We start from the raw sequence: 16,269 nt of genomic DNA, 5'->3' as shown, positions 1-16,269 counted from the left end.
TCGCGAGAACGGCGCTGACGAAGGAGTTGACGGGCCGTGGCTGACGAGGCGAAGCTCCTCGAGTACCTCAAGCGGGTCACCGCCGACCTGCACCAGGCCCGCCAGCGCCTGCGCGAGGTCGAGTCCGGCCGGCAGGAGCCGATCGCGATCATCGCGATGAGCTGCCGGTTCCCCGGCGGCGTCGCCTCGCCCGAGCAGCTGTGGGACCTGGTCGCGGCCGGGCGCGACGCGGTCGGCGACTTCCCGGCCGACCGCGGCTGGGACCTCGAGTCGCTGTACGACGCCGACCCCGACACCCTCGGCACCTCCTACGCGCGCCAGGGCGGCTTCGTCGACGGCATGGCCGACTTCGACCCCGCGTTCTTCTCCATCTCGCCGCGCGAGGCCCTCGCCATGGACCCGCAGCAGCGGTGGCTGCTCGAGGCCTCCTGGGAGGCCCTGGAGCGCGCCGGGATCGACCCGCTGTCGCTGCAGGGCAGCCAGACCGGCGTCTTCGCGGGCAGCACCGGCCAGGACTACGGCGCCGTGGTCATGGGCGCCGCCGAGGGGCTCGAGGGCCACCTCATGACCGGCAACGCCGGCAGCGTCGTGGCCGGCCGCATCGCCTACACCCTGGGCCTGGAGGGCCCCGCGGTGACCGTCGACACCGCCTGCTCCTCGTCGCTGGTCGCCCTGCACCTGGCCGCCCAGGCCCTGCGCCAGCAGGAGTGCGGGCTCGCACTGGTCAGCGGCGTCACCGTCATGTGCACGCCGGCCGCGTTCGTGGAGTTCTCCCGCCAGCGGGGCCTCGCCGCCGACGGCCGGTGCAAGGCGTTCGCCGCCGCGGCCGACGGCACCGGCTGGTCCGAGGGCGTCGGCGTGCTCCTCGTCGAGCGCCTGGCCGACGCCCGGCGCAACGGCCACCCGATCCTCGCCGTCGTGCGGGGCAGCGCGGTCAACCAGGACGGCGCCTCCAACGGCCTGAGCGCCCCGAACGGCCCCGCCCAGCAGCGGGTCATCCGCCAGGCGCTCGCCAACGGCGGCCTCGCGGGCGCCGACGTCGACGCGGTCGAGGCGCACGGCACCGGCACCACGCTCGGCGACCCGATCGAGGCCCAGGCGCTGCTGGCGACCTACGGGCAGGATCGTGAGCGTCCGTTGTGGCTGGGCTCGATCAAGTCGAACATCGGGCACACGCAGGCCGCCGCGGGTGTGGCCGGGGTCATCAAGATGGTCATGGCGATGCGTCACGGGGTGCTGCCGAAGACGCTGCACGTGGACGAGCCGACGCCGCACGTCGACTGGACCGCCGGATCGGTGTCGCTGCTGACGGACGCGCGGGAGTGGCCGCGCGCCGGACGTCCGCGCCGGGCCGCCGTGTCGTCGTTCGGCGTCAGCGGTACCAACGCCCACCTGATCCTGGAAGAGGCCCCCGAGGACGCCCCGGCGGAGCAGCCCCCGGCCACGGCGACCCTGCCGGTCGTGCCCGTGGTGGTGTCCGGCCGCAGCGCCGCCGCCCTCGCCGAGCAGGCCGCCCGCTGGTCCGTGGCGCTGCCCGGCGACGCGTCCGCCCTGGACGTCGGCTGGTCGTCGGTCACGACCCGCCCCGCCTTCGAGCACCGCGCGGTCGTGCTGGCCGCCGACCGCGAGTCCCTGTCCGCGGACCTGAACACCCTGAGCGGCGCGGTGTCCGGCGTCGCGACGCCCGGCCGCCGGGTCGGCGTGCTGTTCTCGGGCCAGGGCGCCCAGCGGGCCGGGATGGGCTCGGGGTTGCGTGATTTCCCGGTGTTCCAGCGGGTGTACGGCGAGGTGCGGTCCCGCTTCGGTGAGCTGCCCGACGAGCGGATCGACGACACGGAGATCACGCAGCCGGCGCTGTTCGCGATCGAGGTCGCCCTCTACGAGCAGCTGAAGGCCTGGGGTCTGCAGCCGTCGGTGGTTGGTGGTCACTCCATCGGTGAGCTGGTGGCGGCGTACGTGGCCGGGGTGTGGTCGCTGGACGATGCGTGCAAGGTGGTGACGGCTCGGGCGAGGTTGATGCAGGCCCTTCCGCCGGGTGGCGGGATGCTGGCGGTCGGGGCTCCGGTCGAGGACGTGCCCGAGGGTGTCTCCGTCGCCGCGATCAATGGGCCGAACGCGTGGGTGTTGTCGGGTCCGGCGGAGTTGTTGCCGGAGTTCCCGGGGGTTCGGACCAGTCGGCTGCGGGTGTCGCATGCATTCCATTCCGCGTTGATGGAGCCGATGCTCGAAGAGTTCCGCGCGGTTCTCGACACGGTCACGTTCAACCCGCCGCAGATTCCCATCGTCTCCAACGTCACCGGCGGGCTCATCAGCGAGTTCGACGCCGAATACTGGGTGCGGCACGTGCGGGGCACGGTGTTGTTCGCCGACGACGTCGCCGCCATGCGAGCCGAAGGTGTCGACACGTTCGTCGAAGTCGGGCCGGACGCGATCCTCGTGCCGCACCTGCCGTCCGACGAGGCGGTCGTGGTCGCCTCGCTGCGCCGCGACCGCGACGAGGCCACCTCACTGCTGGCCGCCCTCGCCGGGCTCTACGTCAACGGGGTCCCCGTCGACTGGGACGCCGTCTTCGCGGGCACCGCACCGCGCCGGGTGGACCTGCCCACGTACGCGTTCCAGCGCCAGCGCTACTGGCCCCGCCCGGGCCGCGGCATGGGCGGCGAGCCCGCCGCCATCGGCCTGCGCGCCGCCGAGCACCCCCTGCTCGGCGCCGTCGTCTCCGTCGCCCAGGCCGACGCCGTGCTGTTCACCGGGCGCCTGTCGCGCCAGAACACCCCGTGGGTCGCCGACCACGTCGTCTTCGACACGGTACTGCTGCCCGGCACCGGCTTCGTCGAGATGGCCATCCGCGCCGGGGCGCAGGTGGGCGCCGAGCGGGTACGCGAGCTGACCCTCGAGGCCCCGCTCATCCTGCCGCCGACCGGCGGGGTCGACATCCAGCTGTGGATCGGCCCGCCCGACGACACCGGCTGCCGCACCCTGGCGCTGCACTCGCTGACCGACGACACCGCCGACGAGCCGATCTGGACCCGAAACGCCAGCGGCGTGCTGGAACCGGCGGCGACCGGCGACGCGAACTGGTCCGACTTCGCGCAGTGGCCCCCGGCCGGCGCCGAGTCCGTCGACACCGGCGACCTGTACCGGGGCCTCGCCGCCCAGGGCTACGACTACGGCCCGGCCTTCCACGCGCTGCGGGCCGGCTGGCGCCGCGGCGAGGACGTCTTCGCCGAGCTGGTCCTGCCCGAGGAGCCGGCCGCCGAGGCCCGCCACTACGAGCTGCACCCGGTCCTGCTCGACGCCGCCCTGCACACGCTCGGCCTCACCAACCCGCCGCCCGCCGGGGAGAACCCGGGCGCGCCGGTCGGGTACGGCCGCCTGCCCTTCTCCTGGAACGGGGTCAGCCTGCACGCGGCCGGCGCCGCCGCGCTGCGGGTCCGGGTGACGCCCACCGGCCGGGACAGCATCCGGCTCGCGGTCGCCGACGTGACCGGCGCGCCGGTCGCCGCCGTCGACGAGCTGGTGCTGCGCCCGGTCTCGGCCGACCAGCTGCGGGTCGCGGGCGCCGGGCACACCGACTCGCTCTACCGCGTCGACTGGACCCCGATCCCCGGCGCCCCCGACACCGGCTCCGGCACCTGGGCCGTCCTCGGCGACGGCCTCGAAGCCGTCGCCGCCGCTCGCTACGCGGACGTGGCCGCCCTGGCCGCCGCCGTCCGGGCGGGCGCCCCGGCCCCGGACGTGGCCCTGGCCGCCTGCACCGTGGCCGGCGAGCCCGCCGACGTCCCCGCGGCGGTCGCCGCCGTCACGAACCACGCCCTGCGCCTGCTGCAGGAGTGGCTGGCCGAGGACGTGCTCGCCGACACCCGCCTCGCCCTGGTCACCCGCGGCGCGGTCGCGACACCGGCCGACCCGGGCGTCTCCGACCTGGCCGGCGCCGCCGTGGCCGGGCTCGTCCGCTCGGCCCAGTCGGAGAACCCGGACCGCTTCGTCGCGCTCGACCTCGACGAGGACCCGGCCACCGTCGCCGCGCTGCCCGCCGCGCTCGGCACCGACGAGCCGCAGCTGGCCGTGCGCAAGGGCACCGTGTTCGCGGCCCGGCTCGGCCGCGTGCCCGCCGCCGAGCACCCGGCCCCCGCGTTCGACCCGGCCGGCACCGTCCTCATCACCGGCGCGACGGGCACCCTGGGCCGGCTCATGGCCCGCCATCTCGTCACCACCCGCGGCGCCCGGCACCTGATCCTCACCAGCCGCCGCGGGCCGGCCGCCGCGGGCAGCGCCGAGCTCGTCGCCGAGCTGGCGGAGCTGGGCGCGGCCGCCGAGGTCGTCGCCTGCGACGCGAGCGACCGCGACGCCGTGGCCGCGCTGCTGGCGGGCATCCCGGCCGAGCACCCGCTGACCGCCGTCATCCACGCGGCCGGCGTCCGCGACGACGGCGTCATCTCCTCGCTCACCCCGGACCGCATGGCCGGCACCCTGCGCTCCAAGGCCGACGCCGCCTGGCACCTGCACGAGCTGACCGCCGGGCACCGCCTGGCCGCGTTCGTCATGTACTCCTCGCTCGCCGCCACCGCCGGCGGCCCCGGCCAGGGCAACTACTCGGCGGCGAACGCCTTCCTCGACGGCCTCGCGCACTACCGCCGCGAGCGGGGCCTCGCCGCGCTGTCGCTGGCCTGGGGCCTGTGGGCCGACCGCAGCGGCATGACCACCGAGCTCGACGACGTCCACCTCAGCCGGATCTCCCGCTCCGGCGTCACCGCGATGACGGCCGAGGAGGGGCTGGCACTGTTCGACGCGGCCGACGCCGCCGGGGGCCCGGCGCTGGTCCCGGCCCGCCTCGACCTGGCCGCCATGCGCGCCCAGATCGGGCGCGGCACGGTGCCGGCCCTCTACCGGGGACTCATCCGCGGCCAGGTCCGGGCGGCCGCGGACATCGCGGCCGGCCCGTCGCTCGGCGAGCAGCTCGCGGCGCTGGGGGAGGCCGAGCGGCGCGGCGCCCTCGTGGAGCTCGTCCGGTCGCAGGCCGCCGCGGTCCTCGGCTACGCCGACGGGGCCGCGATCGAGGCCCGCAAGGCGTTCAGCGAGCTCGGCTTCGACTCGCTCACCGCGGTCGAGATGCGCAACCGGATGGGCTCGGCGGTCGGCCTGCGGCTGCCGGCGACGCTCATCTTCGACTACCCGACCACGCTCGACCTCGCCGAGCACCTCTCGGCCCAGATCGCCGGCACCGTCCAGCCGGTGCGGCCCGCCGTCGTGGCGGCCGCGAGCACCGGCGACGACGCGATCGCGGTGGTCGGCATGGCGTGCCGCTACCCCGGCGGCGTCCGCAGCCCCGAGGAGCTCTGGCGGCTCGTCCTCGACGGCGTCGACGCCGTCGTCGAGCTGCCCGGCGACCGCGGCTGGGACCTCGAGTCGCTCTACAGCCCCGACCCGGACCAGCCCGGCACGTTCTACGCCCAGGCGGGCGGCTTCCTCGGCGGCGTCGGCGAGTTCGACGCCGACTTCTTCGGCATCAGCCCCCGCGAGGCGGTCGCGATGGACCCGCAGCAGCGGCTGCTGCTGGAGACGTCCTGGGAGGCGCTGGAGCGGGCCGGCCTCGACCCGCACGCGCTGCGCGGCAGCCCGACCGGCGTGTTCATGGGCACCAGCGGGCAGGACTACGGCACGCTGCTGGGCAACGCACCGGCCGGCGCCGAGGGCTACGGCCTCACCGGCATCACGTCCAGCGTCGTTTCGGGGCGCCTGTCGTACGTCCTGGGCCTGGAGGGCCCCTCGGTGTCGATGGACACCGCCTGCTCCTCCTCCCTCGTCGCCCTGCACTGGGCCTGCCACTCGCTGCGCCTCGGCGAATGCGACCTCGCGCTGGCCGGCGGCGTGATGGTGATGGCCACGCCGGCCGCGTTCGTGGAGTTCTCCCGCCAGCGCGGCCTCGCGACCGACGGCCGCTGCAAGTCCTTCGCCGCCGGCGCCGACGGCACCGGCTGGGGCGAGGGCGTCGGCGTGCTCCTCGTCGAGCGCCTGGCCGACGCCCGGCGCAACGGCCACCCGATCCTCGCCGTCGTGCGCGGCAGCGCGGTCAACCAGGACGGCGCCTCCAACGGTCTCACGGCCCCGAACGGCCCGTCGCAGCAGCGGGTGATCCGCCAGGCCCTCGCCAACGCGGCGCTGAGCCCGTCCGAGGTGGACGCCGTCGAGGCGCACGGCACCGGCACGACGCTCGGCGACCCGATCGAGGCCCAGGCGCTGCTGGCCACCTACGGCCAGGACCGCGACCAGCCGCTCTGGCTCGGCTCCATCAAGTCCAACATCGCGCACACCCAGGCGGCCGCGGGCGTCGCCGGCGTGATCAAGATGATCATGGCGATGCGGCACGGCGTGCTGCCCAAGACCCTGCACGTCGACGAGCCGTCGCCGCACGTCGACTGGACCGCCGGCGCGGTCTCGCTGCTCACCGAGAACCAGGACTGGCCGTCCGTGGACCGCCCGCGGCGGGCGGCCGTGTCGTCGTTCGGGATCAGCGGCACCAACGCCCACGTCATCATCGAGCAGCCGGAGCCGTCGGATGACCCCGAGCCGGCTCCCGCCACCGGACTGGTACGAGGGGCGGTGGTCTGGCCGATCTCGGGCCGTTCGCCGGCGGCGGTCGCCGAGCAGGCGGCCCGGCTCGCCGACATCGCCCACACCGCACCCGCCGAGCAGATCGCCTGGTCCCTCGCGACCACCCGGGCGGTGTTCGACCACCGGGCGGCCGCCGTGGGCCGGACCACCGAGGAGCTCGTCGCGAGCCTGAACGACCTGACCATCACCGGCACCGCGACCCAGAGCGGCCGCGTGGTGTGGGTGTTCCCCGGTCAGGGCAGCCAGTCGGCCGGCATGGCCGCGGGGTTGTTCGCGTCGTGTCCGGTGTTCGCGGACGCGATCGTGGAGTGTCAGCTGGCTCTCACGCCGTGGCTGGATGTGGATATCGCGGGTCTGCTGACCGGTGATGACACGGACTGGCTGGACCGGGTCGAGGTCGTGCAGCCGGTGTTGTTCGCCGTCGGGGTGGCCCTGGCGCGGGTCTGGGAGCACGCGGGTGTGAGGCCGCACGCGGTGATCGGCCACTCGCAGGGCGAGATCGCCGCGGCGCACGTCGCCGGGATCCTGTCGCTGGACGACGCCGCAAGGGTCGTCGCGGTGCGGGCGCGGGCGCTGAAGGACCTGAAGGGCACCGGCACGATGGCGTCGGTCCCGCTCTCCGCGGACGAGGTCACCCCGCTGCTGCCCGAGGGCGTGGTCATTGCGGCCGTCAACGGCCCTCGGACGGTCGTCGTGGCGGGTCCGGTGGACGCGGTGCAGGATGTGGTGTCGCGGGTGGAGCGGGCGAGGCTCATCTCCGTCGACTACGCCTCGCACCATCCGAGCGTCGAGCAGGTTCGCGAGCAGGTGCTCGCGGATCTGGCCGGGATCACGATCCGGCCCGGGCACATCCCGATGATCTCGACGGTGGCCGGGGCGACGATGTCCGCCGAGTACTGGATGGACAACCTGCGCCAGCGGGTCGAGTTCGAGCCGGCGGTGCGGACCGCGCTGGAGTCCGGGCACCGGACTTTCGTGGAGGTCTCCGCGCACCCGGTGCTCACGATGGCCCTCGCGCAGATCGCCGAGGACGCCCACGTCCTCGACACCCTGCGCCGCGACGCGGACCCCGCGACCCGGCTGCTCACGAACCTCGCCCACGCCCACTGCATCGGCCTGCCCGTCGACTACACCGCCGTGCTCGCCCCGGCGGCCCCGGTGGACCTGCCGACGTACGCCTTCCAGCGCCAGCGCTTCTGGCTCGACCCGCAGCCGAACCCGATCCACGACGTCGGCTCGGCCGGCCTGCTCGACGGCGGCCACCCGCTGCTCGGCGCCGCGGTCACGTACCCCGACGACGACCGGGTGCTGTTCACCGGCCGGCTGTCGGTGCGCACCCACCCGTGGCTCGCCGAGCACCGCGTGATGGGCACGATCCTGATGCCCGGCACCGGCTTCGTCGAGCTCGCCAACCACGCCGCCCAGCAGGTCGGCTGCCCGCGCGTCGACGAGCTGACGCTGCTCGCCCCGCTCGTCGTGCCGGAGCAGGGGGCGCTCGCCGTCCAGCTCGCGGTCGGCGCGCCCGACGGCGACGGGCGGCGCACGATCCAGCTGCACTCCCGGCCGCACGACGGTGCCGCGGAGCCGGCCCCGGCCGGCCGGGAGCTCCGGGGTGGCGACTGGACCTGCCACGCCACCGGCGTGCTCGCCCCGGCCGCGTCCGGGCCCGCCGCCGGCGCGTTCGACCTGAGCGTCTGGCCGCCCGCGGGCGCCGTCGCGGTCGAGACCGACGACTTCTACGCCGGCGTCGAGTCCACCGTCTTCGGCTACGGCCCGGCCTTCCGCGGCCTGCGGGCCGCCTGGACCCGCGGCGACGAGGTGTTCGCGGAGGTCGAGCTGCCGGTGGAGTACCGCGGCCAGGCCGACCCCTTCGGCGTGCACCCCGCGCTGCTCGACGGCGCCCTGCAGGCCATGCCGATCGGCGGCTTCCTCGGCCGGATGGGCGACGGCGGCGACCCCACCCTGCCCCGCCTGCCGTTCGCGTGGACCGGCGTGACGCTGCACGCCCGCGGCGCCGGAGCCCTGCGCGTCCGGCTCGCCGCCGCGGGCGAGGCCGGCGTCCGGTTCGAGGTCGCCGACCGCACCGGCGCGCCGGTCGTCACCGTCGAGTCCCTCATCATGCGGCCCGTGAACGCCGACGCCATCGGCGCCGCCGGGGCCCGCAACGACTCCCTGTACCGCGTCGACTGGACCCCCCTCGCCGTGCCCACCGGCCCCGTGCCCGGCACCGCGGGCTGGGTCGTGCGCGGCGACGAGGATCTGGCGCTCTGCGCCGCCATGGAGGCGGCCGGCGCGCGCATCCGGCCCGACATCGACGCCGAGACGCCCGACGTGGTCCTGATCGCGGGCACCACGACCCACGACGTGCTCGGGCAGATGCAGGCCTGGCTCGGCGACGAGCGGCGCGCCGGCTCCCGGCTCGTCATCGTGACCCGCGGGGCCGTCGCGGCCGGCGACTACCCGGTGAACCTGGCCGCGGCGCCGATCTGGGGCCTGGTCCGCGCGGCGATGTCCGAGCACCCCGGCCGGTTCCAGCTCGTCGACGTCGACGAGCCGGGGGAGTCGCTCGCGGCCGCCGTCCACAGCGGCGAGCCGCAGCTGGCGATCCGCGGCGGGCGGGTGCTCGTGCCCCGGCTCGGGCGCGTGCCCGCCAACGCCGAGCGCACCGAACGGTCGCTCGACCCGGGCGGTACCGTCCTCATCACCGGCGGCACCGGCACCCTCGGCCGCATCATGGCCCGCCACCTGGCGACCGCCCACAACGTCCGCCACCTGATCCTGGCCAGCCGCAGCGGCCCGGCCGCCGACGGCTCCGGCGCGCTCGTGGCCGAGCTGGCCGACCTGGGCGCCACCGCCGACGTCGTCGCGTGCGACGCCGCCGACCGCGACGCCCTGGCGGCGCTGCTGGCCGCCGTCCCCGCCGACCGGCCGCTGACCGCGGTCGTCCACGCCGCCGGCGTGCTCGACGACGGCGTGTTCACCGCGCTCACGCCCGGCCGGCTCGACGCGGTCGCCCGGCCCAAGATCGACGCGGCCCGGAACCTGCACGAGCTGACCGCGGGTGAGGACCTGGCCGCGTTCGTCCTGTTCTCCTCCGCGGCCGCCACCTTCGGCAGCGCCGGCCAGGCCAACTACGCCGCCGCCAACGCCTACCTCGACGCGCTCGCCGCCCATCGCCGCCGCACCGGCCGGGCCGCCCTCTCGCTCGGCTGGGGGCTGTGGGCCCAGGCCAGCGGCATGACCGGCCACCTCGACGACGCCGACCGGCGCCGCATGGCCGACCAGGGCGCCACCACGCTCAGCACCGGACAGGCGCTCGAGCTCTTCGACGCGGCGATCGGCCTGGATGCCGCGACGATCCTGCCGCTGCGCCTGGACCAGGCGTCGCTGCGGGCCCAGGCCGAGGCGGGCGCCCTCGCGCCCATCCTGCGCGGGCTGGTCCGCACCGGCCTGCGGCGCAGCGCCGACGGCGGCGCGGTCACCGGCGGCCCGACCCTGGGTCAGCGCCTCGCCGGCGTGCCCGAGGCCGACCGGAGCCGGGTCGTGCTCGACGTCGTGCGCACCCACATCGCGGCCGTGCTCGGCCACGCCTCCGCCGACGCGATCGACCCCGACCGGCTCTTCACCGACCTCGGCTTCGACTCGCTGACCGCGGTCGACCTGCGCAACCGGCTCAACGCCATCTCCGGGCTGCGGCTGCCGGCGACGCTCGTCTTCGACTACCCGACCCCGGCCGCCCTGGCCGAGCGGCTGGGCTCGCAGCTCGTCACCGACGCGGCCCCGTCCACCCAGCCGGTCTTCACCGAGCTCGACGCGCTGGAGGGCCTGCTGTCGGCGGTGCCGCTCGACGACGCCGCCCGGGCCCGGTTCACCGCCCGCATGTACGAGCTGCTGGCCAAGGCCAGTTCCCCGGTCGGCCGCCTCGACGACGGGTCCGGCGCGCCGGACCTCGAGTCGGCCACCGACGACGAAGTCTTCGAGTTCATCGGAAAGGAATTCGGGATTTCCTGAGCCCATCCCACCGCCGCTAGGAAGGTTCAGCAATGAACGAGCAGCGTTCCCGGTCGTTCCTGTCCCGCATGGGGCAGCGCCTGCGTGGAACCGCGGACCCGGACCCGAGCCCGGAGGGCGACGCCGCGACCCGGTCGTCGGACACCGGGGCGCTCGCGCGTGACCTGGCGGCCAAGCCCCCGGCGGAACAGGAACAGGTGCTGCTCGACACCGTCCGCGAGACCGTCGCGGAGCTGATGGGCCTGGGCTCGGCCGAAGCCGTCGCGCCCGGCGCGCTCTTCTCCGAGCTCGGCGTCGACTCCCTCGTCGCCTTCGCCCTGCGGGCCCGCCTGAGCGAGGTCACCGGCCTGCGCCTCTCGGCGACGCTGGTCTTCGACTACCCGACCCCGGCCGCCGTCGCCGAGTTCCTGCGCGGCGAGCTGGCCGAGGGCGCCACCCCGTCGCTGCAGCCCCTCTTCGCCGAGCTCGACGTGCTGGAGGGGATGTTCGCGGTCGCCGTGCTCGACGCCGAGTCCCGGGCCCGGGCCGAGCGCCGCCTGCGGGAGCTGCTGAGCGGCATCAGCGAGACCCCGCCCGAGCACCCCGAGCGGGACCGGCCCGACCTGGCCAAGGCGAGCGACGACGAGGTCTTCGACTTCATCGGCAAGGAATTCGGAATTCACTGAGATGTTCATGGATGCGTTCGCTGTGGAGGCTGGTGTCAGATGAGTGACGACGACAAGCTTCGGTACTTCCTCAAGCGGGTGACGGCCGACCTGCACGACAGCCGCCGGCAGCTGAGGGCCGCCGAGGCCAAGCAGCACGAGCCCATCGCGATCGTCTCCATGAGCTGCCGCTTCCCCGGCGGTGTCACCACCCCCGAGGCGCTGTGGGACGTCGTGGCCGACGGCCGCGACGCCCTCGGCGAGTTCCCCGACTACCGCGGCTGGGACCTCGAGGCGCTCTACGACCCCGACCCCGACAAGCCCGGCAAGAGCTACACCCGCGTCGGCGGGTTCATCGACGGCGCGGGCGGCTTCGACGCGTCGTTCTTCGGCATCAGCCCGCGCGAGGCGATGGCGATGGACCCGCAGCAGCGCTTACTGCTCGAGACGTCGTGGGAGGCGTTCGAGCGGGCCGGGATCGCGCCCAGCTCCGTGCGCGGCACCCAGACCGGCGTCTTCGTCGGCATGGCGACCGGCAACTACGGCCTCGGCGTGAACTCCATGCCCGAGGGCGTCGACATGTACGTCGGCACCGGCAACACCACGAGCGTCGCCTCCGGCCGCATCGCCTTCACGCTCAACCTCAACGGGCCCGCCGTCACCGTCGACACCGCCTGCTCCTCGTCGCTGGTCGCCCTGCACTGGGCCTGCCAGTCGCTGCGGCAGGGCGAGTCCGACCTGGCCCTCGCCGGCGGCGTCACCGTCATGTCGACGCCGGGCGTGTTCATCGTCTTCTCCCGCCAGCGTGGCATGTCCGTCGACGGCCGCTGCCGCGCGTTCGCGGCCGGCGCCGAGGGCACCGGCTGGGGCGAGGGCGTCGGCATGCTGCTGCTGGAGCGGCTCTCCGACGCCCGCCGCAACGGCCACCCCGTCCTCGCCGTCATCCGCGGCTCCGCCCTGAACCAGGACGGCGCCAGCAATGGCCTCACCGCGCCGAACGGCCCGGCCCAGCAGCGGGTCATCCAGGCCGCCCTGGCCAACGCCCGGCTGACGCCGGCCGAGGTGGACGTCGTCGAGGCCCACGGCACCGGCACCACCCTCGGCGACCCGATCGAGGCCCAGGCGCTGATCGCCACCTACGGGCAGGACCGCCCCGAGGACCGCCCGCTCTGGCTGGGCTCCATCAAGTCGAACATCGGCCACACCCAGGCCGCCGCGGGCGTCGCCGGCGTCATCAAGATGGTGAAGGCGATCGAGCACGGCGTGCTGCCCAAGACGCTGCACATCGACGCGCCCACCCCGCACGTGGACTGGTCCGCGGGCGCGGTCGAGCTGCTGACCGAGGCCCGGCCGTGGCCCGAGTCCGAGCGCCCGCGCCGCGCCGCCGTCTCGTCGTTCGGCGTCAGCGGCACCAACGCCCACGTCATCATCGAGCAGCCCACCGCCGAGGAGACCGAGCCGGCGGCCGAGCCCGGGGCCGCCCCGGCCCCGGCCGAGCCGCTGGTCGCCGGGCCGGTGGTGTGGCCGTTCTCCGGCCGCTCCGCCGGCGCCGTGCCCGAGCAGGCCGCCCGGCTCGCCGCGTTCGTGCGGGCCAACCCGGACGTGCGCGTCGAGGACATCGCGTGGTCGCTGGTCGCGGCCCGCTCGACGTTCGAGCACCGCGCGGCCGTCGTCGGCGCCGACCGCGACACCCTCGCGGCCCGGCTCGACGCCGTCGCGGCCGGCGTCCCGGCGACCGGGGCGGTGACCGGGACCGCGACGTCGGGCGGCCGCCTGGTGTGGGTGTTCCCGGGCCAGGGCAGCCAGTCCGCCGGCATGGCCGCCGGGCTGCTGGGCACCTGCCCGGCGTTCGCCGACGCCATCGCCGAGTGCCAGGCCGCCCTCGCCCCCTGGATCGAGCTCGACATCCCCGCGCTGCTCACCGGCGCCGACACCGCCTGGCTGGACCGGGTCGAGGTCGTGCAGCCGGTGCTGTTCGCCGTCGGGGTGGCCCTCGCGCGGGTCTGGCAGCGGGCGGGCGTCAAGCCGCACGCGGTGATCGGCCACTCCCAGGGCGAGATCGTCGCCGCGCACGTCGCCGGCATCCTCTCCCTCGATGACGCGGCCCGGGTCGTCGCGGTGCGGGCACAGGCGCTCAAGGCGCTCAAGGGCACCGGGACCATGGCCTCCGTCCCGCTGACGGCGGACGAGGTGCCGGACGACGTCGTGGTCGCGGCGGTCAACGGCCCGCGCTCGCTCGTGGTGGCCGGGCCGCCGGACGCGGTGCAGCGCCTGGTGGACCGCGTCGAGGGCGCCAAGCTGATCCCGGTCGACTACGCCTCGCACCACCCCAGCGTGGAGCAGGTCCGCGACCAGGTCCTCGCCGCCCTCGACGGCATCACCGTCCACCCCGGCCACACCCCGATGATCTCGACGGTCGCCGGGGCCACCATGTCGGCCGGCTACTGGATGGACAACCTCCGCCAGCGGGTCGAGTTCGAGGCCGCCGTGCGGACCGCGCTCGAGTCCGGGCACCGCACGTTCGTCGAGATCTCCGCGCACCCGGTGCTGACCATGGCGCTGGGCCAGATCGCCGGCGACGCGCACGTGCTGGACACCCTGCGCCGCGACGCCGACCAGCCCGAGCGGCTGCTGAGCAACCTCGCGCTGGCCCACAGCCTCGGCCACCCGGTGCGCTACGAGGCGATCCTCGCGCCCGCCGCCACCGTGGACCTGCCGACGTACCCGTTCCAGCGCGAGCACTACTGGCTCGACGGCACCGGCCCGCTCGCGCCCGCGGCCACCGCCGAGACGGTGGGCGCGGACCCGTCGCAGCGCCGGTTCTGGGCCGCCGTCGACTCCGAGGACCTCACCCAGCTGGCCGAGGCCCTCACCGTCGACGACTCCGACCTCATCGGCACCATCGACGCCCTGCGCCCGGCCCTGCCGGTGCTGCTGTCGTGGCGCAAGCAGCGCAACCGCCAGGCCGTCATCGACAACTGGCGCTACCAGGACACCTGGAAGCCGCTCGCCGGCGCCAAGGCGGCCCCGCTGCCGGGCACCTGGCTGATCCTCACCCCGGAGGCCGAGGCGGCGACCGGGTGGGAGCCCGTCATCGCCGCGGTCGTGGCCGAGCACGGCGGCACCGCGGTGCCGATCCGGCTCAGCCCGGCCGAGCTGGAGCGCGACGGGCTCGCCAAGCGCCTGCTCGCCGTCGTGCAGCCCGAGACCGCCCCCGACGGCCCGCTGCCCGACGGCATGGTCGCCGGCGCGGACGTGGCCGGGGTGCTGTCGCTGCTCGGCCTCGACGAGTCCGCCCACCCGCGGCACGCGTCGGTGCCGATCGGGCTGTCCGCGACCGTCGCGCTCGTGCAGGGCATGGGCGACGCCGGGCTGCGGGCCCCGCTGTGGAGCCTCACCAGCGGCGCGATCTCGACCGGCCTCATGGACAAGCTCCGCTCGCCGGAGCAGGCGATGATCTGGGGCTTCGGCCGGGTCGCGGCGCTGGAGCACCCGGACCGCTGGGCCGGCCTGATCGACCTGCCCGAGGAGGCCGACGAGCGCACGGGCGAACTGCTCGCCGCGGCGCTCGGCGGGCGGTCCGAGGACCAGATCGCGGTCCGCGCCGCCGGGCTCTTCGCCCGGCGCCTGACCCGGGTCGCCCTCGGCGACAGCCTGCCGCAGATGCCCTGGCAGCCGTACGGCACCGCGCTGATCGTCGGCGGCACCGGCGCCCTGGGCAGCCACGCGGCCCGCTGGCTCGCCCGGCGCGGCGTCGAGCACCTGATCCTCGTGAGCCGCCGCGGCTCGACCGACCCCGACGCGCCCGCCCTGGAGGCCGAGCTGACCGAGCTCGGCGCCCGGGTCACGATCGTGGCCGGCGACGCCTCCGACCGGGAGCTGCTGGCGGGGCTGATCGAGGAGATCCCGCTGGAGTGCCCGCTGACGACCGTCGTGCACGCGGCGGCCACCCTGGACGACGCGCTCATCGCCGACCTCGGGCCGGAGCAGATGGAGCGGGTCCTGCGGGCCAAGGTCGACGTCGCCCGCCACCTGCACGAGCTGACGATGGACCTCGACGTGTCGGCGTTCATCCTCTTCTCGTCGTTCGCCGGCACGGTGGCCAGCTCGGGTGTGGGCAACTACGCGCCCAGCAACGCCTACCTCGACGGCCTGGCCCAGTACCGCCGCGGCCTCGGCCTGCCCGCGCTGTCGATCGCCTGGGGCGCCTGGGACGGCGGCGGGATGGCCGAGGGCGACTTCGGCGACGTCCTGCGCCGCCACGGCGTGCGCGAGATGGCCCCGGAGTCCACGATCGCCGCGCTGGAGCAGGCGATGGACCACAGCGAGACGTTCCTGACCGTCGCCGACATCGACTGGGAGCGGTTCTACACGGCGTTCACCGCGACCCGGCCCGCGCCGCTGGTCGAGGACCTGCCCGACGTACGCCACCGGCAGCCCGTCGTCGTGGAGGCCGCCGGCACCGAGGAGCACGGCCCGCTCGCGGCCCGGCTCAGCGCCCTGCCGCCGGCCGAGCGGCCCCGGGCCGTGCTGCAGCTCGTCCTCGGCCAGGTGGCCTCGGTGCTGAACTACCCCTCCGCCGAGGCGATCGACGACAACCGGGCGTTCCGGGAGCTGGGCTTCGACTCCGTCACCGCGGTCGAGCTGCGCAACCGGCTCGGGGCGATGACGGGTGTGCCGCTGCCCGTCACGCTGGTCTTCGACTACCCGACGCCGGCGACCCTCGCCGACTACGTCTACGCCGAGGTGGTCGTGGACGAGTCGGTCCTGCCCGAGGCCGTCCTGGCCGACCTGGACCGGCTCGCCGACGACCTGCCCGTGATCGCCGGGGACGAGCAGGCCCGGATGCGGGCCATGATGCGGCTCCAGGCGATGCTCACCAGCCTCGAACAGGCCGGCGACGACACCGCCGCCGGCACCGACATCAGCGCCCGGCTGGCCCAGGCCAGCGACGAGGACCTCTTCGCCCTCGTCGACGGCGACCTCGGCGTCTCCTGAC

At 75.4% G+C, this 16,269-nt stretch carries 3 protein-coding genes; all 3 read left to right on the top strand.

All coding sequences use genetic code 11. From position 1 onward, the window contains the following. Positions 1-36 precede the first annotated feature (36 nt). The 3 genes from ACQP1P_RS26225 to ACQP1P_RS26215 all read left to right on the top strand — a co-directional run bounded on the left by ACQP1P_RS26225 (position 37) and on the right by ACQP1P_RS26215 (position 16,268). Complete coding sequence (locus ACQP1P_RS26225) at positions 37-10,626, top strand: type I polyketide synthase (protein WP_433073797.1); 10,590 nt, start codon at positions 37-39, stop codon at positions 10,624-10,626. Between the two features lie 32 nt (positions 10,627-10,658). After that, entirely contained in the window at positions 10,659-11,291 is a 633-nt protein-coding gene (locus tag ACQP1P_RS26220; protein WP_433073794.1) for a phosphopantetheine-binding protein, read from the top strand. Positions 11,292-11,369: 78 nt separating this feature from the next. Continuing rightward, positions 11,370-16,268, top strand: a complete 4,899-nt coding sequence (locus tag ACQP1P_RS26215; protein ID WP_433090129.1) for a type I polyketide synthase — start codon at positions 11,370-11,372, stop codon at positions 16,266-16,268. Position 16,269: the final 1 nt, after the last annotated feature.

The sequence above is a fragment of the Dactylosporangium sp. CA-052675 genome, from assembly GCF_050947935.1.
Taxonomy (GTDB): domain Bacteria; phylum Actinomycetota; class Actinomycetes; order Mycobacteriales; family Micromonosporaceae; genus Dactylosporangium.
This window is presented reverse-complemented; position numbering and strand designations above follow the sequence as displayed.